The sequence below is a fragment of the Pseudoxanthomonas sp. 97-1-1 genome (genome assembly GCF_057773125.1).
On sequence record NZ_JBYMTJ010000002.1, the window covers coordinates 438,091 to 457,482 of the forward strand.

A 19,392-nucleotide genomic window follows, 5' to 3' on the forward strand; every position below is an offset into this window, starting at 1 on the left:
CCTGATCGGGAGGGGCGGGTCGGCGAGCACGATAACGTGGCGGGTAGGTGCGACGGCAAACATCCGCTAGACTGCGCGGCCCCGAACTGGACAGGAATTGGTCTTATGCGCCGCAAGCTCGTGGCTGGGAACTGGAAGCTCCACGGCAATCGCGGTTTCGCCACCGCGCTGATGGACGAGTTGGTCGCCGGCCTCCCGCTGGACGGCGTGGACCTGCTGGTCCTGCCGCCATTGCCCTACCTGGGCGAGCTGATCGAAGACTACGGCCACCGGGGTATCGCGTTCGGCGCGCAGGACGTCAGCAGCAACGAGAAGGGCGCATACACCGGCGAGGTGTCGGCCTCCATGCTGGTCGACGTGGGCGCGCGGTACGGCCTGGTGGGTCATTCAGAGCGCCGCCAGTACCACAACGAGAGCAGCGAGTTCGTGGCGCGCAAGTTCGTCGCGGCCAAGCACGCCGGCTTGATCCCCGTGCTCTGCGTGGGCGAGACCGAGCAGCAGCGCAAGGACGGCCAGACCGAGTTCCGGATCCTCAAGCAGCTGGAAGCCGTGTTCGACCTTGCCGGACCGCAGGCCTTCGCCGATGCGGTGATCTCCTACGAGCCCGTCTGGGCCATCGGCACTGGCCTGACCGCCACGCCGGAGCAGGCGCAGGCCGTCCATGCCTTCATCCGTGGCGAAGTGGCCGCACGCGATGCTAGAATCGCCGATTCGCTGACCCTCCTGTACGGAGGCAGCGTGAAGCCCGACAACGCCGCGGAACTGTTTTCGCAGCCCGATGTCGATGGAGGGCTGGTGGGCGGTGCTTCACTGGTCGCCCGGGATTTCCTGGCCATCGCGCAGGCGGCGGCCGGTCGGGGGTAGCCCCTGGCAAGACCGGACCCTCGCGGGCCGGACGACTCAACCGGTTGAGACTGATTCCGATGCAGTGGATGTTGATCCTGAATGTGGTTTACGTGCTGGTGGCCATCGCCATCATCGCGCTGGTGCTGATGCAGCGTGGCTCGGGTGCCCAGGCCGGTTCCGGCTTCGGCGGGGGCGCTTCAGGCACGGTGTTCGGCGCGCGCGGCGCGTCCAACTTCCTGTCCAAGAGCACCAAGTGGCTTGCCATCGTGTTCTTCGGGATCAGTCTGTTCATGGCGTGGTACGCCACGCACAGCGCGCGTCCGACCACGCAGCAGAATCTCGGCGTGATGTCGCAGCTGCCGGCGGCACCCGCTGCTCCCGCGGGCGAACTGCCGAAGCCGTCGACCGTGCCCAGCACGCCGATCCAGCAGGCTCCCGCACCGACCGGCACCGTGCCTGCCGCACCGCAGGATGCAGTGCCCGCAGGCGAACAGGCGCCGGCGACACCGCCGCAGGGCGGCTGAGCCCGGCTACAATGGCGGGGTGCGCGAAGCGCTGCGCAAAGGTTTGATTGCCCAGGTGGCGGAATTGGTAGACGCACTACCTTGAGGTGGTAGCGACGAAAGTCGTAGGGGTTCGAGTCCCCTCTTGGGCACCAATACAGCGGGTCGGCATGAATGTCGTTCCCGCAGCGAAAAACCCGCCATCCGGCGGGTTTTTTCTTTTGTCGACAAGCGCGATATGCGCGGGTAATCGTTTACTAGCGAGTTCACGAACCGTTACAATCCCGGCGATTCATCGGGCGCCCGGTACGTGTTGCGGAAGGGCTCCCGCGGAAGGTGGGCCCGGGCGGCGTCGCCAAAGGGTCGGTCGCGGCGCACACCGTGGCCGGGCGGGCGATGCAAGCCCCATTCATGCCGAGCCGCAGTCATGCGCGCCGGCGGATAGGACAAGAAGAGACAAGCGAGTGCTGGCCAACTACCTGCCCACCCTGTTGTTCCTGATCGTCGCCACCGGCATCGGCATCGCGCTGATGGTGGCCGGCCGCTTCCTGGGGCCGCGTCGTCCGGACGCGCAGAAGCTGTCCCCGTACGAATGCGGCTTCGAGGCTTTCGAAGACGCGCGCATGAAGTTCGACGTGCGCTATTACCTGATCGCCATCCAGTTCATCGTGTTCGATCTGGAAATCATCTTCATTGTTCCGTGGACGCTGGTGTTCCAGGAGCTGGGCCCGCGTGCACTCGTCACGATGGGCCTGTTCGTGGGCATGCTGTTCCTCGGCTTCATTTACGTTTGGAAGAAGGGAGCGCTCGAATGGGAGTGATCCAGACCGTCGACCGTCTGATGAACAACCCGATCCCGGAAGGGCGGGTGGACGACATCCTGCGCCCCGAAGGCGACAACCCGCTGCTGGAAAAGGGCTACGTCACCACCAGCGTCGATGCGCTGATGAACTGGGCGCGCACCGGTTCGATGTGGCCGATGACATTCGGCCTGGCGTGCTGTGCGGTGGAGATGATGCACGCCGGCACGTCGCGCCTGGACCTGGATCGCTATGGCGTGGTGTTCCGCCCGTCGCCGCGCCAGTCCGACGTGATGATCGTGGCGGGCACGCTGGTCAACAAGATGGCCCCCGCGCTGCGCAAGGTCTACGACCAGATGCCCGAGCCGAAGTGGGTGATCTCGATGGGCAGCTGCGCCAATGGCGGCGGCTACTACCACTACTCGTACTCCGTCGTGCGCGGTTGCGACCGCATCGTGCCGGTGGACGTCTACGTACCCGGTTGCCCGCCCACGGCCGAGGCGCTGGTGTACGGCATCCTCCAGTTGCAGAAGAAGATCTGGCGCACGCAGACCATCGCACGCTGATTCCTGCTTCCCCCGACATCCCCCTTCAGAGCACGCCACGCCCCATGGCAGAGCAAGCTGCAAACTTCACCGACCAGCTGCGCGCCCGCTTCGCGGACGCGACGGTCAGCGTGGCCGAGCCGCGCGGCGAAATCACGCTGGAAGTGCCGTCCGCCTCCTGGCACGCCGTCTGTCTGGCGCTGCGCGACGAGTTCGGTTTCGAACAGGCCGTCGATGTCAGTGGCGTCGATTACCTGGGCTACGGCAGCACCGAATGGGACACAGCCGATGTGTCCTCCGAGGGCTTCAGTCGCGGCGTGGAGGGTTTCGGCCCGGGACGTTTCAACTGGGAGCAGCGCCCGCAGGGTGCCTCGCAGCCCAACCGCTTCGCGGTGGTCCTGCACCTGCTGTCGTACCAGCACAACCGTCGCGTCCGCGTGCGCTGCTTCGCACCGGATGACGGTCTTCCGGTTGTCGCGTCGCTGTGCGACGTATGGCCGGGCCTGAACTGGTTCGAGCGCGAGGCATTCGATCTGTACGGCATCATCTTCGAAGGTCATCCGGACCTGCGCCGCATCCTGACCGATTACGGTTTCGTCGGTCATCCGTTCCGCAAGGACTTCCCGCTGATCGGCAACGTCGAAGTCCGCTACGACGAAGAGAAGAAGCGCGTGGTGTACGAGCCGGTCACTTCGGTCGAGCCACGCGTCGGCGTGCCGCGCGTGATCCGCGACGACGCGCGCTACCAGACCGCCGCCGGCGAAGCCGCCGCGCGCGAGGGCAAGGCATGAGCAATCCGCAATCCGGCGCCGCGTTCGCCAGCAATCCTGCCGAAGCCAGGCAGGAGATCCGCAACTACACGTTGAACTTCGGCCCGCAGCACCCGGCCGCACACGGTGTGCTGCGCCTGATCCTGGAAATGGACGGCGAGACCATCGTCCGTGCCGATCCCCATGTGGGCCTGCTGCACCGGGGCACCGAGAAACTGGCCGAGTCCAAGCCGTTCAACCAGTCGATCGGTTACATGGACCGCTTGGACTACGTGTCGATGATGTGCAACGAGCACGCCTACGTGCGGGCCATCGAGACCCTGATGGGCATCGAGGCACCGGAGCGCGCGCAGTACATCCGCACGATGTTCGACGAGATCACCCGCATCCTGAACCACCTGATGTGGATCGGCTCCAATGCGCTCGACCTCGGGGCGATGGCAGTGATGCTGTACGCCTTCCGCGAGCGCGAGGAGCTGATGGACTGCTACGAAGCGGTCAGTGGTGCGCGCATGCATGCGACGTACTACCGCCCCGGCGGTGTGTACCGCGACCTGCCGGACCGCATGCCGAAGTACAAGGAATCGCCGTGGCGCAAGGGCAAGGCGCTGAAGCAGTTCAACCAGGCGCGCGAAGGCTCCCTGCTGGACTTCCTTGAAGACTTCACCAACGAATTCCCCAAGCGCGTCGACGAATACGAGACGCTGCTGACCGACAATCGCATCTGGAAGCAGCGCACCGTCGGCATCGGCGTGGTTTCGCCCGAGCAGGCGCGCGCGCTGGGCATGACCGGCGCGATGCTGCGTGGTTCGGGTATCGCCTGGGACCTGCGCAAGAAGCAGCCCTACGCCAAGTATGACGTGGTCGATTTCGACATTCCGGTCGGCGTGAACGGCGACTGCTACGACCGCTACCTGGTCCGTGTCGCCGAGATGCGCCAGTCCAACCGCATCATCCAGCAGTGCGTGAAGTGGCTGAAGGCCAATCCCGGCCCGGTCATGGTGCAGAACTTCAAGGTCGCGCCCCCCTCCCGCGAGGAGATGAAGGACGACATGGAAGCGCTGATCCACCACTTCAAGCTCTTCAGCGAGGGCTACTGCGTGCCGGCCGGCGAGACCTATTCCGCCGTCGAGGCGCCGAAGGGCGAGTTCGGCTGTTACCTGGTGTCCGATGGCGCCAACAAGCCCTTCCGCGTGAAGCTGCGCGCCCCGGGTTTCGCGCACCTGTCCTCCATGGACGAGATCGTGCGCGGCCACATGCTTCCCGACGTCGTTGCGATGATCGGTACCTATGATCTTGTCTTTGGTGAGGTGGACCGATGAGGGCCACGGGTAATTTCGAGGCGGCGCAGAACGTCGATCCGCTGGTGGCGTTGAGCGACAAGACGCGCGCGCACATCGATCATTGGCTGACCAAGTTCCCGCCGGACCGCAAGCGCTCCGCGGTGCTGCAGGGCCTGCATGCCGCGCAGGAACAGAACGAGGGCTGGCTGACCGACGAGCTGATCGCCGCTGTCGCCAAGTACCTCGACTTGCCGCCGGTGTGGGCGTACGAGGTGGCCAGCTTCTATTCGATGTTCGAGACCGAGAAAGTCGGCCGCAACAACGTGGCCTTCTGCACCAACATCAGCTGCTGGCTCAACGGCGCCCAGGACCTGGTCGCCCACGCCGAGAAGAAGCTGGGCTGCAAGCTGGGCGAGTCCACCGCCGATGGTCGCGTGTACCTGAAGCGCGAGGAAGAGTGCGTGGCCGCGTGTTGCGGCGCGCCGGTCGTGGTCATCAACGGCCACTACCACGAGAAGCTGACGCCGGCGAAAGTCGACGAGCTGCTGGACGGGCTGGAGTAAGCGCATGGCAGGCCATTCCCACTATTCCGAAGGCTACGGCCCGGTCGGCCCCGCTCCCAAGGAGCATCAGGCCGTCTACACCACGCTGCATTTCGACAAGCCGTGGTCGTACGAGAACTACCTGAAGACCGGCGGCTACGCTGCGCTGCGCAGGATCATCGAAGAGAAGATCCCGCCGGCCGACGTGGTCGAAATGGTCAAGCAGTCCGGGCTGCGCGGCCGCGGCGGCGCGGGCTTCCCCACCGGCCTGAAGTGGAGCTTCATGCCCAAGGGCGACATGCAGAAGTACATCCTCTGCAACTCGGACGAATCCGAGCCGGGTACCGCCAAGGACCGCGACATCCTGCGCTACAACCCGCACGCGGTGATCGAGGGCATGGCGATCGCCTGCTACGCCACCGGTTCCACCGTGGGCTACAACTACCTGCGCGGCGAGTTCCACCACGAACCCTTCGAGCATCTGGAAGAAGCCACCGCCGAGGCCTACAAGCACGGCTGGCTGGGCAAGAACATCCTCGGCTCGGGCGTCGACATCGACCTGTACAACGCGCTGGGCGCGGGCGCCTACATCTGCGGCGAAGAGACCGCGCTGATGGAGTCGCTGGAAGGCAAGAAGGGCCAGCCGCGCTTCAAGCCGCCGTTCCCGGCCAATTTCGGCCTGTACGGCAAGCCGACCACGATCAACAACACCGAAACCTACGCATCGGTGCCGGCCATCGTGCGCAACGGCGCCGAGTGGTTCATGAACCTGGGCAAGCCCAACAACGGCGGCTGCAAGATCTTCTCGGTCTCCGGCCACGTTGCGCGTCCCGGCAATCACGAGATCCGCCTGGGCACCTCGTTCGCCGACCTGCTGGAGCTCTGCGGTGGCATGCGCGAAGGCCGCAAGCTCAAGGCCGTCATTCCGGGCGGTTCCTCGATGCCGGTGCTGCCGGGCGAGGTGATGATGGGCCTGACGATGGACTACGACAGCATCCAGAAGGCCGGCTCCGGCCTGGGTTCGGGCGCCGTCGTCGTCATGGACGACACCACCTGCATGGTGCGTGCGTGCCAGCGCATCGCGCGCTTCTACTTCAAGGAAAGCTGCGGCCAGTGCACGCCGTGCCGCGAGGGCACCGGCTGGATGTACCGCATGCTGACCCGCGTCGCTGAGCACAAGGCCACCCTTGAGGACCTGCAGACGCTGCGAGCGGCCGCAGGACAGATCGAAGGCCACACCATCTGCGCGTTCGGCGAGGCCGCCGCGTGGCCGGTGCAGGGCATGCTGCGCCACTTCTGGCACGAATTCGAATACGCGATCGTCAACAAGCGTTTCCTCGTCGACGACGAGCGGGACGGCACGGTGGTCCGTTCCAACCTGGAGGTGGCCGCGTGAGTGCGCAGCCCGTGAATCCCAACCTGCCGCCGGACCACGTCACCGTCTTCATCGACGGACAGGAACTGGCCGCGCCCAAGGGTTCGATGATCATCCAGGCCGCCGACAAGGCGGGCATTCCGATTCCACGCTTCTGCTACCACGAGAAGCTGCCGATCGCCGCCAACTGCCGCATGTGCCTGGTGGAAGTGGAGAAGATGCCCAAGCCTGCGCCGGCGTGCGCCACGCCAGTGATGGATGGCATGAAGATCGCCACGCGCAGCGACAAGGCGTTGAAGTCGCAGCGCAACGTGATGGAATTCCTGCTGATCAACCACCCGCTCGACTGCCCGATCTGCGACCAGGGCGGCGAGTGCGAGCTGCAGGATCTCTCGCTAGGCTATGGCCGCTCGGTCAGCCGCTTCCAGGAACGCAAGCGCGTGGTGCCGGACGAGGACATCGGTCCGCTGGTCGCCACGGAGATGACCCGCTGCATCCAGTGCACGCGCTGCGTGCGCTTCACCGCCGACGTCGCCGGTACCTACGAGCTGGGCGGCATGTATCGCGGTGAAAACCTGCAGATCGGCACCTACGACGGCAAGCCGCTGACCACCGAGATCTCGGGCAATGTCATCGACGTCTGCCCGGTGGGCGCGCTGACCAACAAGGTGTTCCAGTTCCGCGCCCGTCCGTGGGAACTGATCGCGCGCGAATCCGTCGGCTTCCACGATGCGATGGGTTCCAACGTGTTCTACCACTCGCGCCGCGGCCAAGTGCTGCGCACCGTGCCGCGCGAAAACGAGGCGGTCAACGAATGCTGGCTGTCCGACCGTGACCGCTATTCGCACCAGGGCCTGTATGCCGACGACCGCGCGGTGAAGCCGCTGCTGAAGGTCAACGGCGGCACACCCGATGAAAGCTGGCGCGAAGTGTCCTGGGCCGAAGGCCTGGCCGCCGCTGCCGAGATCCTGCGCGCGAACAGGGGCGACAGCCTCGGCGTGCTGGTGCACCCGGCGGTGTCGAACGAGGAGGGCGGCCTGCTGGCAAAGCTCGCCGACGGCCTCGGGACCGGCAACCTGGACCACCGCATCAACAACCGCGACTTCTCCGACGGCGCGGTGGCGGAACCGTTCGCGCTGCCGCTGGCGGAGATCGAGCAGGCCGATGTCATCGTGCTGTTCGGCACCAACATCCGCCACGAACTGCCACTGCTGCACCAGCGCATCCGCAAGGCCGTGCGCAAGGGCGCCAAGGTGCACGTGGTCAATCCGGTCGACTTCGACTTCGCGTTCAGCATCGCCGGCAAGCACATCGTCGCGCCGTCGAAGCTCGGTGCTGCGTTGAACGACGCCGCGCTGCGCGACGTCGCCAAGGCCGGCAACCGCGCGGTCGTGATCGTCGGTGGCATCGCCGAGAGTCATCCGCAGGCAGCCTCGCTGCGTGCCGCCGCGGCGGACTATGCGTCCGCGACCGGCGCGTCGCTGTGCCGCATCCCGCAGGGCGCAAACGCCGTCGGCCTGGCGCGCCACGGCGTGCTGCCGAGCGCGCGCGACGCGGCCGGCATGTTCGCCGAGCCGCGCAGCGCCTATGTCATTTACGGGATCGAGCCAGGCCTCGATTTCGCCGATACGCCGGCCGCGTCCCGCGCGCTGGCCTCTGCGAAGGTCGTGGCGTTCAGCCATTTCGCCTGCAAGTCGACGCGCGACGTGGCCGACGTGATCCTGCCGATCGGCCTGCTACCTGAAATCGACGCGACGCTGACCAACCTGGACGGCAAGGACCAGCACGCGCAGGCCGCCGGCAAGCTGCCGGGCGAGGCCCGTGAGGGCTGGACGGTGCTGCGTGCACTCGGCGGCGAACTGCAACTGGCCGGCTTCGAGTTCACCGATGCCGCCGGGATGCGCGAAGCGATCAGCAACACGAAGCCTGTCGCCATCGCGACATCGGCGGCACCGGCAGTGAATGGTCAGGGTCTCGAACTGGCGGTCAGCGCGGCGATCTATCGCACCGACGGCACCGTCCGTCGTGCCGAAGCGTTGCAGGCGCATCCGCTGAATGTCGGCGCCCGCATTGTCCTGAACCCTGCCGACGCGCAGGCTGCGGGTGTCGCTGACGGGCAGATGGCCAAGGTCGGCAATGGCATCGGCACGGCCGCGTTGCCGGTGGTGGTGGATGCCCGCGTCGCTGCGGGCGCCGCGTGGATCGAGAGCGGCTACGGCGCGACCGCGCCGCTGGGCGCAGGACGTGTCACGGTGGTGAGCGCATGAACGAGCTGTTGATCAACGCCGTCGGCCCCCTGCGCGAGTGGTTCTTCGGGCTGGGCGACATCGGCATGGTGCTGTGGATCGTGCTGAAGATCCTGGTGATCGCCATGCCGGTGATCATCTCGGTCGCGTTCTACGTGGTCTGGGAGCGCAAGCTGATCGGCTGGATGCACGTGCGCCACGGGCCGATGTACGTGGGCATGGGCATCTTCCAGGCCTTCGCCGACGTCTTCAAGCTGCTGTTCAAGGAAATCATCCAGCCCAGCAGCGCGCAGAAGACCATGTACATCCTGGCGCCGCTGATCACGCTGGCGCCGGCCTTCGCCGCGTGGGCGGTGGTGCCGTTCGATTACCAGCTGGTGCTGTCGAACGCGAACGCCGGCCTGCTGTACCTGCTGGCGATGACCTCGCTGGGCGTGTACGGCATCATCATCGCCGGCTGGGCCTCGAACTCGAAGTACGCCTTCCTCGGCGCGATGCGCTCGGCCGCGCAGGTCGTCAGCTACGAGATCGCGATGGGCTTCGCGCTGGTGGGCGTGCTGATCGCCGCCGGCAGCCTGAACCTGACCGACATCGTGATGGCGCAGTCGGGTAACGCCGGCTTCTTCGAGTGGTTCTGGCTGCCGCTGTTCCCGCTGTTCATCGTGTACTGGGTGTCCGGCGTGGCCGAGACCAACCGCTCGCCGTTCGACGTGGTGGAGGGCGAATCGGAAATCGTCGCCGGCCACATGGTGGAGTACTCGGGTGCGGCGTTCGCACTGTTCTTCTTGGCCGAATACGCCAACATGATCCTGGTCAGCTTCCTGGTGTCGCTGTTCTTCCTGGGCGGCTGGCTGAGCCCGCTGCAGGGCTGGATCACCGCAGACGTATCGCCGTGGATCAACTGGATCTGGACCGGCGGCTGGCCGTGGCTGCTGCTGAAGGTGCTGTTCTTCGCCAGCGCGTACATCTGGTTCCGCGCCAGCTTCCCGCGCTACCGCTACGACCAGATCATGCGGCTCGGCTGGAAGGTGTTCATCCCGCTGACCATCGCATGGATCGCGGTGACGGCGTTGCTGGTGTTCTTCGGTGTGTTCGAGAAGGGTGTGTAAATGAACAAGGTTGTGCACTACTTCAAGAGCCTGATGCTGCTGGAACTGATGCAGGGCCTGTGGCTGACGCTGAAGTACACCTTCAAGCCGAAGTACACGCTGATGTACCCGATGGAGAAGTTCCCGCAGTCGCCGCGTTTCCGTGGCCTGCATGCGCTGCGCCGCTATCCCAACGGCGAAGAGCGCTGCATCGCGTGCAAGCTGTGCGAGGCGGTGTGCCCGGCGCTGGCCATCACCATCGACTCGGCCCCGCGCGAGGACGGCACCCGCCGTACCACGCGCTACGACATCGATCTGTTCAAGTGCATCTACTGCGGCTTCTGCGAGGAAAGCTGCCCGGTGGATTCGATCGTGGAAACGCACGTGCTGGAGTACCACTTCGACAAGCGTGGCCAGAACATCGTGACCAAGCCGCAACTGCTGGCGATTGGCGACCGGCTGGAAGCCGAAATCGCCGAACGCCGTGCCGCCGACGCCGCCTTCCGCTGAGGTCCAAAGAATGGATTGGGTTTTGATCAGCTTCTACGCCTTCGCCACCGTCGCGGTCGTCGCCGCCGGCGCGGTGATCAGCGTGCGCAACCCGGTGCATGCCGTGCTGTGCCTCATCCTGACGTTCTTCTCGGTGGCCTGCACCTGGCTGCTGGTGGGCGCGGAGTTCCTGGGCGTCGCCCTGATCCTCGTCTACGTGGGCGCGGTGATGGTGCTGTTCCTGTTCGTGGTGATGATGCTCGACATCGATGTCGACGCGCTGCGCGAGGGCTGGGTCAAGTTCCTGCCCGCAGGCCTGCTGGTGGCGGTCGTGATGCTGGTGCAGATGCTGGTGCTGATCGGCATCAAGGCGAGGATGGCGGTGCCGTTCCCGGACAACGCCGCCTCGGCCGCGGCCGACGTGTCCAACACGGCCTGGCTGGCGCGCACGCTGTTCACCGAGTTCCTGCTGCCGTTCGAGTTCGCCGCCGTCATCCTGACCGTCGCCGTGGTGGCTGCGGTGATGCTGACGCTGCGCAAGCGCACCGGCATCAAGACGCAGGATCCGGGCGAGCAGTCGCGCGTGAAGGCGAGCGATCGCATCCGCATCATCAAGATGTCCGCGGAGAAGCCGGTGCGTGAAGCGCCGTCCACCCCGGCGGGCGAAGGGGAGGGCACGCCATGATCACGGTCGGTCACCTGCTGGCACTGGGCGCGGTGCTGTTCTGCATCAGCCTGGCGGGCATTTTCCTGAACCGCAAGAACGTCATCGTGCTGCTGATGTCGATCGAGCTGATGCTGCTGTCGGTCAACATCAACTTCGTCGCGTTCTCGCGCGAACTGGGCGACGCCGCCGGCCAGATCTTCGTGTTCTTCATCCTGACCGTGGCCGCGGCCGAGGCCGCCATCGGCCTGGCGATCCTGGTCACCCTGTTCCGCACCCGGCGCACGATCAACGTCGCCGAAGTCGATACGCTCAAAGGCTGATGCACCGATGACCGGTATGGAAGTCCTCCTTTCCAAGAACGTGCTGCTGGCGATCGTGCTGGCGCCGCTGCTGGGCAGCATCATCGCCGGGCTGTTCGGCCGCTTCGTCGGTCGCGCCGGCGCGCACACGGCCACCATCCTGGGCGTGGCGACCAGCTGTGCGCTGTCGTGCTGGGTGCTGTACCAGCTGGTGGCGCAGGGTGCGTCCCCGTTCAACCAGAACCTCTACACCTTCTTCGAGGTCGGCAACATCACCGGCCACGTCGGTTTCATGATCGACAAGCTGACGGCGATGATGATGGTGGTGGTGACCTTCGTGTCGCTGCTGGTGCACATCTACACCATCGGCTACATGGCGGAAGATCCGGGTTACCAGCGGTTCTTCAGCTACATCTCGCTGTTCACCTTCAGCATGCTGATGCTGGTGATGAGCAACAACTTCCTGCAGCTGTTCTTCGGCTGGGAAGCGGTGGGCCTGGTGTCGTACCTGCTGATCGGCTTCTGGTTCAAGCGTCCGACGGCGATCTTCGCCAACATGAAGGCGTTCCTGGTCAACCGCGTCGGCGATTTCGGCTTCCTGCTCGGTATCGGCTGCGTGCTGCTGATGTTCGGCACCCTCGACTACGCCACCGTGTTCGCGAACTCGCCGATGCTGGCCGGCAAGGCCGTGCCGGTCTGGTCCGGCGCGCTCACCCTGTTCGGCGAAACCTGGCAGGTGCTCGACCAGCCGGTGATCTGGTCGATGGCCACGCTGACCTGTATCTGCCTGTTCATCGGCGCCATGGGCAAGTCGGCACAGGTGCCGCTGCATGTCTGGTTGCCTGATTCGATGGAAGGCCCCACGCCGATTTCGGCGCTGATCCACGCGGCCACGATGGTCACCGCCGGCATCTTCATGGTGGCGCGCATGTCGCCGCTGTTCGAGCTGTCGCAGACGGCTCTGGACTTCGTGCTCTTCATCGGCGCGACGACCGCACTGTTCACCGGCCTGATCGGCATCGTGCAGAACGACATCAAGCGTGTCGTGGCGTATTCCACGCTGTCGCAGCTGGGTTACATGACGGTGGCGCTGGGCGTGTCGGCCTACTCGGCCGCGGTGTTCCACCTGATGACGCACGCCTTCTTCAAGGCGCTGCTGTTCCTGGCGGCTGGCTCGGTCATCATCGGCATGCACCACGAGCAGGACATGCGGAAGATGGGCGGCCTGCGCAAGTACATGCCCATCACCTGGATCACCAGCCTGATCGGCACGCTGGCGCTGGTCGGGACGCCGTTCTTCTCCGGTTTCTACTCGAAGGACACCATCATCGAGGCCGCCAAGCACCACCAGCACGTGGCGCACGAGGTGGGCAAGGAAGTGGCCGAGATGGGCGTGATGGCCGCGCAGGGATACCAGGGGCCGAGCGAGTGGATCGCCAACTACGGTTACTGGGCGGTGCTGTTGGGCGTGTTCGTCACCAGCTTCTACAGCTTCCGGCTGCTGTACCTGACGTTCCATGGCAAGGAGCGCTTCCGGGATGCGCACGCGGACCATGGCCATGGCCACGATGCCCATCACGACCATGCCCACGATGACCATGGTCACGACGATCACGGCCACCACGGCGCGCATGAGCCGCACGAATCCCCGTGGGTGGTGACGGTGCCGCTGGTGCTGCTGGCGATTCCGTCGATCCTGATCGGTTTCTTCACCATCGGTCCGATGCTGTTCGGCACCGACTGGACGGGTCACCACGAAGCGACGCCGTTCTTCCTCGGCGCGATCGACTTCCTGCGGATCGATCCGAATCTGGCCCTGTCGCCGCGCGACACCGTGATGGCGTTGAAGGCAGAGTTCCACAGTCCGTGGGAGTTCGCCGTGCATGGCATGAAGATGCCGCCGTTCTGGTTGGCACTGGGCGGCTTCGTCCTCGCGACGTTCCTGTACCTGTTCAAGCCGGAACTGCCGGGCAAGGTCCGCAACAGCGCGGTCGGCGCCTTCCTGACCAATATCCTGGACAAGAAGTACTGGGCCGACCATCTCTGGATCAACGGCTTTGCCGGTGGTGGCGTGAAACTGGGCAAGGCGTCCCGCGCCTTCGACAGCCACGTGATCGACGGCGCGGCGGTGAACGGCACGGCCAAGCTGGTCGACCTGGGCGCGCACCTGCTGCGCAAGACCCAGTCCGGCTACCTGTACCACTACGCGTTCGCGATGATCGTCGGCCTGATCCTGCTGTTGGGCGTCGTCATCAAGTTTTGGCAGTAACGACCTGACGCCGCCGCTCCGGCGGATCGTCCTGGCGAAGAACTCAACGGATAACACAACGTGTCGAACTGGCCCCTGCTTAGTGTTCTGATCTGGCTGCCCATCCTGGGTGGCGCGCTGGTGCTCGCGCTGGGCAATGCCCGCGCGGATGCGGCCCGCTGGCTGGGCTTCGCGGTGGCGGTGCTGACCTTCGTCTTCAGCGTCGGGCTGCTGACCGGGTTCGACTACGCCAACCCGGGCCTGCAGTTCGTCGAAAACCATGCGTGGATCCCCAGTTTCGACATCCACTACAACCTCGGCGCCGACGGCATCGCGGTGGCGCTGCTGCTGCTCAACACGCTGATCACCGTGCTGACGCTCGCCGGCGCGTGGGGCTCGGTGAACAAGCGCGTGGCGCAGTACGTGGCCGCGTTCCTGATCCTGGAAGGCCTGACCAACGGCATCTTCGCCGCCAGCGACGCGGTCCTGTTCTACGTGTTCTTCGAGGCGATGCTGATTCCGATGTTCCTGATCATCGGTGTCTGGGGCGGTCCGCGCCGCATCTATGCCTCGCTGAAGTTCTTCCTGTACACGTTCCTCGGCTCGGTGCTGATGCTGGTCGGTCTGGTGTATCTGTACATCAAGGGTGGCAGCTTCCAGCTGGCCGACCTGTACGCGATGCCGCTGACGGCGAAGGAACAGACTTGGCTGTTCTTCGCGTTCCTGATCGCATTCGCGGTGAAGATTCCGATGTTCCCGGTGCACACCTGGCTGCCGGATGCGCACGTCGAGGCGCCGACTGCCGGTTCGGTGATCCTGGCGGCCATCGCGCTGAAGATCGGCGGCTACGGCCTGCTGCGCTTCAGCCTGCCGATCGTGCCGGATGCCGGCCACGAGTGGGCGACGTTCGTCATCGTGCTGTCGCTGATCGCCGTGGTCTACGTGGGCCTGGTGGCGCTGGTGCAGGACGACATGAAGAAGCTGATCGCCTATTCGTCGGTCTCGCACATGGGCTTCGTCACCCTCGGCATCTTCATCGCCTTCAGCCTGGTGCGCGACTACGGCAACCTGGACGGCGCACGCCTGGGCCTGCAGGGTGCGATGGTGCAGATGATCAGCCACGGCTTCATCTCCGGTGCGATGTTCACCTGCGTCGGCGTGCTGTACGACCGCATGCACACCCGCATGATCAAGGACTACGGCGGGGTCATCAACACGATGCCGTGGTTCGGCGCCTTCTTCATCCTGTTCGGCATGGCCAACTCCGGCCTGCCCGGCACCAGCGGCTTCGTCGGCGAGTTCATGGTCATCCTGGCCAGCTTCCAGCAGCATCCGCTGATCGCTTTCTTCGCCGCCACCACGCTGGTGATCGGTGCGGCCTATACGCTGTGGCTGGTCAAGCGCGTGATCCTCGGCGACGTGGCCAATGCCCATGTGGCCGAGCTGAAGGACGTGTCCCTGCGCGAGGCGTTGGTACTGGGCGGGTTCGCCGTCTGCGTACTGGCGCTGGGTGTGTATCCCAAGCCGCTGACGGACCTGATGGAGCCGTCGATCGCGCAACTGGCGATGCAGCTCGCCAACAGCAAGCTGTAAGGAAGAACCATGACGACGCCGATGCCCATCTCCGCCGCCGACCTGCAGCCGCTGCTGCCGGAGCTCACCCTGATCGCGGGCGCGTTCGCGCTGCTGATGCTGGACCTGTTCCTCGACAGCTCCCGCCGCGTCATCACCCACGCCCTGGCGCTGGTCGTCATGGTCGCGGTGGTCTGGATGCTGGCGACCGGTGTGGGCGGGCAGGGCAGCGTGTTCAGCGGCATGTTCGTGCGCGACACGCTGGCCGATGTCAGCAAGGTCGTGATCGTCGCCGTCAGCGCGTTGTCGCTGGTCTACGGCTGGCCGTACCTGCGCGAGCGCAACCTGTATCCGGGCGAGGCGCCCGTACTGGTGATGTTCGCCACCGCCGGCATGATGGTGATGGTATCGGCCGGCAGCCTGGTGATGGTCTATCTGGGCCTGGAGCTGCTGGCGCTGTGTTCCTATGCGCTGGTGGCGCTGAACCGCGACGACGGCCTGGCGACCGAAGCGGCGATGAAATACATCGTGCTGGGTTCGCTGGCGTCTGGTCTGCTGTTGTACGGCATGTCGCTGGTGTACGGCGCGACCGGTTCGCTGCAGTTGCCGGCGATCTTCGATGCCACGGGCGCGGCACTGGCAGGTGGCGGTGAGCAGCGCATGCTGTTGCTGACCGGCGTGGTGTTCATGGTGGCGGGCGTGGCCTTCAAGCTGGGCGCGGCGCCGTTCCACATGTGGCTGCCCGACGTCTACCAGGGCGCCTCGACGCCGGTGACGCTGTTCATCAGTGCGGCACCGAAGCTTGCCGCGTTCGGCATGGCATTCCGCCTGCTGCAGGATGGCGTGGGCCCGGCCGCGGCGCAGTGGCAATGGCTGCTGGCGGGACTGGCGGCGGCGTCGCTGGTGATCGGCAACGTGATCGCCATCGCGCAGACCAACCTGAAGCGCATGCTGGCGTACTCCACGGTGTCGCACGTCGGCTTCCTGTTGGTCGGTTTCGCGGGCGGCGGGGAGACGGGGTATTCGGCAGCACTGTTCTACGCGATCAGCTACGCGATCATGTCGGCGGCGGCGTTCGGCGCGATCATCGTGCTGTCGCGCCAGGGCTTCGAGGCCGACAGGATCGACGACTTCAAGGGCCTGAATGCGCGCAATCCGTGGCAGGCAGGCCTGGTGCTGTGCGTGATGGCGTCCCTGGCCGGTGTACCGCCTTTCCTCGGCTTCTGGGCCAAGCTGGTCGTGCTGGGCGCGGCGGTCAACGGCGGTTTCCTGTGGCTGGCCATCGTCGGCGTGCTGTGCGCGGTCATCGGCGCCTTCTACTACCTGCGCGTGATCAAGGTGATGTACTTCGACGAGCCGGTGGGCGAGATTCCGCCGCCGCGCGCCGATCGCGTGGTGCCGATCGTGTTCGGCGTGAACGCGCTCGCGCTGCTCGCGCTGGGCGTCGCGTGGAATCCGATCATGGCGTGGTGCAAGCTGGCGTTCGCCGGCTGAGGCCGGATCGCCGGCAACGTTTGCAGGCAACGTCACCGGCAATGGGCCGCCGGTGGGGCTCATGAACGCGATGTTTCAACTTGGTGCACGGCAAGGCTTGCAATGCACCGGCGTATTCATCATAATTTCGCTTCTGCTGCGGGGTGGAGCAGTCTGGCAGCTCGTCGGGCTCATAACCCGAAGGTCGCAGGTTCAAATCCTGCCCCCGCTACCATGTTTGTCCGAGGCCGCCTGAGTACAGGCGGCCGACGAAAAACCTGGGCACGCAACGACGCATGTTCCTGTCGTTGCACCGACATCCAGCGTATCGGACAAGGGGCCCATCGGGCCCCTTGTTTGTTTCAGCGATACGCACGGCACTACCAAACCACCGGCATCGAATCCGTGAGCGAGAAGGCCAACCACATCGCCAACCTGCTGGCACCGACGGTCCAGGCCCTGGGCCTGGAGCTGCTGGGCATCGAGTACCTGCCGGCTCCCGGCAGCGCCACGCTGCGCCTGTACATCGATGTGCAGGAAGCCGAGCGCGATACGCGCCACGTCAACGTCGAGGACTGCGAGGCGGTGAGCCGCGAAGTCTCGGCGCAGCTGGACGTGGAAGATCCCATCACCGGCAACTACACGCTGGAAGTGTCCTCGCCCGGCGTTGACCGGCCGCTGTTCGAACTGGCCCACTTCGCCCGCTTCCTGGGCGAGACGGCCAAGGTGGTGCTCAAGCTGCCGCAGGATCGTCGTCGCCGGCTGCAGGGCACGATCAGCCGTATCGAAGGCGAGGACATCGTGTTCACCGTGGACGACGCCGAAATGACGGTGGCGTTCGATAATATCGACAAGGCGCGCCTGGTCCCCGACTGGGCGGCGCTGGGCCTGGCGCCCGAGAAACCCGGTGGCGGCCGCAAGGCCGGTGCCAAGGCTGGGGACGCCAAGCGCGCACCGGCCAAGAAAGCCAAGAAAAAACCCAACCAACCGGCGGCCCGCAAGCCGCGCGCGGAGTGATCAATGAGTAAGGAATTGTTGCTGGTCGTGGATGCGGTGGCCAACGAAAAGGGCGTGCCGCGCGAAGTCATCTTCGATGCCATCGAGGCCGCCCTGGCGTCCGCCGCCAAGAAGCGCTACATGGACCAGGACGTGCAGGTGCGCGTCACCATCGACCACAAGGACGGCAGCTACGAGACGTTCCGCCGCTGGGAAGTGGTGGCCGATGACGTGGTGATGGAGTCGCCGGACCGCCAGATCCGCCTGATGGATGCCGAGGACGAAGCCGAAGGCGCCGAAGTGGGCGACTGGATCGAAGAGAAAATCGAGAACCCGGATTTCGGCCGCATCGCCGCGCAGGCCGCCAAGCAGGTCATCGTGCAGCGCGTGCGCGAAGCCGAGCGCGCGCAGGTGGTCGATGCCTGGAAGGACCGCGTGGGCGAGCTGGTCACCGGCGTGGTCAAGCGCGCCGAGCGCGGCAACATCTACGTGGACCTGGGCGGTAACGCCGAGGCCTTCATCCCGAAGGACAAGGGCATCCCGCGCGACGTGCTGCGCGCTGGCGACCGCGTCCGCGGCTACCTGTTCGACGTGCGCTACGAACCGCGCGGCCCGCAGCTGTTCATCAGCCGCGCCGCACCTGAATTCATGATCGAGCTGTTCAAGCTGGAAGTGCCGGAAGTGGGCCAGGGCCTGGTCGAGATCAAGGCCTGCGCACGCGATCCGGGCGACCGCGCCAAGATCGCCGTGCTCGCGCACGACACCCGCACCGATCCCATCGGCGCCTGCATCGGCATGCGTGGTTCGCGCGTGCAGGCCGTGAGCAACGAGCTGAACGGCGAGCGGGTGGACATCGTGCTGTGGAACGACAACCCGGCCACCTTCGTCATCAACGCGATGGCACCGGCGGAAGTGCAGTCGATCATCGTCGATGAAGAGAAGCATTCGATGGACCTGGCCGTGGCGGAAGACCGCCTGGCGCAGGCGATCGGCAAGGGCGGCCAGAACGTGCGCCTGGCCAGCCGCCTGACGGGCTGGCAGCTCAACGTCATGACCGCCGACCAGGTGCAGGCCAAGAGCGAGGCCGAACAGGCCGTCGCCCGCCAGCTGTTCATGGACAAGCTGGAAGTGGACGAGGAAATCGCCGCCATCCTGGTCGCCGAGGGCTTCAGCACGGTCGAGGAAATCGCCTACGTGCCGGTCGGCGAACTGCTGGCGGTCGAGGGCTTCGACGAGGACATCGTCGAGGAGCTGCGCTCGCGTGCCCGCGATGCCCTGCTGAACGAGGCGCTGGCCGAGGAAGAGGGCCTGGAGGAGAACCACCCGGCCGAGGACCTGCTGGCGCTGGAAGGCATGGACGAAGAGACGGCGTTCGCGCTGGCCTCGCATGGCGTCCGTACCAGCGAGGACCTGTCCGACCTGGCCGCCGACGAAGTGGTCGAATTCGGCATCGAGGGACTGGACGAGGGCCGCGCCGCGGCGCTGATCCTGGCCGCCCGTGCCGAAGAGATTGCTCGTTTGGAGCGCGGCGCATGAGCGCCGCCCGGGCTCGCCTGGGACGCGGCGCATGAGCCACCCATGAACACCGCCCTGGCACCCGCAGGGCTTAGAATTCCCCCTCTTGAAAAGGGTTGCCCCACCACCACCGGG

At 65.6% G+C, this 19,392-nt stretch carries 18 protein-coding genes and 2 tRNA genes; all 20 read left to right on the plus strand.

The features are described from left to right. Positions 1–105 precede the first annotated feature (105 nt). Positions 106–864: a triose-phosphate isomerase gene (gene tpiA, locus AC3DET_RS09275; protein ID WP_446538544.1), complete on the plus strand. Its 759-nt coding sequence runs from the start codon at positions 106–108 to the stop codon at positions 862–864. Between the two features lie 68 nt (positions 865–932). Further along, positions 933–1,370, plus strand: coding sequence for a preprotein translocase subunit SecG (gene secG, locus AC3DET_RS09280; RefSeq protein ID WP_488391427.1), 438 nt, complete (start codon positions 933–935; stop codon positions 1,368–1,370). 49 nt (positions 1,371–1,419) lie between these two features. Further along, positions 1,420–1,504, plus strand: a tRNA-Leu gene (locus AC3DET_RS09285). A gap of 309 nt (positions 1,505–1,813) precedes the next feature. Continuing rightward, positions 1,814–2,170 carry an NADH-quinone oxidoreductase subunit A gene (locus tag AC3DET_RS09290; RefSeq protein WP_055943822.1) on the plus strand — a complete coding sequence of 119 codons (357 nt, stop codon included), beginning with the start codon at positions 1,814–1,816 and terminating at the stop codon, positions 2,168–2,170. After that, positions 2,161–2,715, plus strand: a complete 555-nt coding sequence (locus AC3DET_RS09295; RefSeq protein WP_093299488.1) for a NuoB/complex I 20 kDa subunit family protein — start codon at positions 2,161–2,163, stop codon at positions 2,713–2,715. Before AC3DET_RS09290 ends, AC3DET_RS09295 begins: the two co-directional genes overlap by 10 nt. Before the next feature lie 44 nt (positions 2,716–2,759). Further along, a complete protein-coding gene (locus tag AC3DET_RS09300; RefSeq protein ID WP_192201417.1) occupies positions 2,760–3,485 on the plus strand; it encodes an NADH-quinone oxidoreductase subunit C in 726 nt (241 codons plus the stop codon). Further along, a complete protein-coding gene (locus AC3DET_RS09305; RefSeq protein WP_446538542.1) occupies positions 3,482–4,786 on the plus strand; it encodes an NADH-quinone oxidoreductase subunit D in 1,305 nt (434 codons plus the stop codon). Before AC3DET_RS09300 ends, AC3DET_RS09305 begins: the two co-directional genes overlap by 4 nt. Continuing rightward, complete coding sequence (nuoE, locus tag AC3DET_RS09310) at positions 4,783–5,310, plus strand: NADH-quinone oxidoreductase subunit NuoE (protein WP_192269026.1); 528 nt, start codon at positions 4,783–4,785, stop codon at positions 5,308–5,310. The genes AC3DET_RS09305 and nuoE overlap by 4 nt, the downstream gene beginning before the upstream one ends. A gap of 4 nt (positions 5,311–5,314) precedes the next feature. Beyond that, positions 5,315–6,685 (plus strand): NADH-quinone oxidoreductase subunit NuoF, encoded by a 1,371-nt coding sequence (gene nuoF / locus AC3DET_RS09315; protein WP_337731012.1) that lies wholly within the window; start codon positions 5,315–5,317, stop codon positions 6,683–6,685. Continuing rightward, on the plus strand, positions 6,682–8,931 hold the full coding sequence (nuoG, locus tag AC3DET_RS09320) for an NADH-quinone oxidoreductase subunit NuoG (protein ID WP_488391428.1): 2,250 nt from the start codon (positions 6,682–6,684) through the stop codon (positions 8,929–8,931). Before nuoF ends, nuoG begins: the two co-directional genes overlap by 4 nt. Continuing rightward, a complete protein-coding gene (gene nuoH, locus AC3DET_RS09325; protein WP_337731010.1) occupies positions 8,928–10,019 on the plus strand; it encodes an NADH-quinone oxidoreductase subunit NuoH in 1,092 nt (363 codons plus the stop codon). The genes nuoG and nuoH overlap by 4 nt, the downstream gene beginning before the upstream one ends. Beyond that, a complete protein-coding gene (gene nuoI, locus AC3DET_RS09330; protein ID WP_055943845.1) occupies positions 10,020–10,508 on the plus strand; it encodes an NADH-quinone oxidoreductase subunit NuoI in 489 nt (162 codons plus the stop codon). 10 nt (positions 10,509–10,518) lie between these two features. Beyond that, a complete protein-coding gene (locus AC3DET_RS09335) occupies positions 10,519–11,172 on the plus strand; it encodes an NADH-quinone oxidoreductase subunit J (RefSeq protein ID WP_488391429.1) in 654 nt (217 codons plus the stop codon). After that, positions 11,169–11,474, plus strand: a complete 306-nt coding sequence (nuoK, locus tag AC3DET_RS09340) for an NADH-quinone oxidoreductase subunit NuoK (protein ID WP_192201411.1) — start codon at positions 11,169–11,171, stop codon at positions 11,472–11,474. The genes AC3DET_RS09335 and nuoK overlap by 4 nt, the downstream gene beginning before the upstream one ends. A 16-nt stretch (positions 11,475–11,490) precedes the next feature. Next, entirely contained in the window at positions 11,491–13,722 is a 2,232-nt protein-coding gene (gene nuoL / locus AC3DET_RS09345) for an NADH-quinone oxidoreductase subunit L (protein ID WP_488391430.1), read from the plus strand. A gap of 60 nt (positions 13,723–13,782) precedes the next feature. Then, complete coding sequence (locus tag AC3DET_RS09350; RefSeq protein WP_192201409.1) at positions 13,783–15,294, plus strand: NADH-quinone oxidoreductase subunit M; 1,512 nt, start codon at positions 13,783–13,785, stop codon at positions 15,292–15,294. Between the two features lie 9 nt (positions 15,295–15,303). After that, positions 15,304–16,767 (plus strand): NADH-quinone oxidoreductase subunit NuoN, encoded by a 1,464-nt coding sequence (nuoN, locus tag AC3DET_RS09355; protein WP_488391431.1) that lies wholly within the window; start codon positions 15,304–15,306, stop codon positions 16,765–16,767. A gap of 137 nt (positions 16,768–16,904) precedes the next feature. Then, positions 16,905–16,981: transfer RNA gene (locus AC3DET_RS09360), tRNA-Met, on the plus strand. A gap of 170 nt (positions 16,982–17,151) precedes the next feature. Further along, on the plus strand, positions 17,152–17,763 hold the full coding sequence (rimP, locus tag AC3DET_RS09365) for a ribosome maturation factor RimP (RefSeq protein ID WP_488391432.1): 612 nt from the start codon (positions 17,152–17,154) through the stop codon (positions 17,761–17,763). 3 nt (positions 17,764–17,766) lie between these two features. Beyond that, on the plus strand, positions 17,767–19,278 hold the full coding sequence (nusA, locus tag AC3DET_RS09370; protein WP_337731005.1) for a transcription termination factor NusA: 1,512 nt from the start codon (positions 17,767–17,769) through the stop codon (positions 19,276–19,278). Positions 19,279–19,392 lie beyond the last annotated feature (114 nt).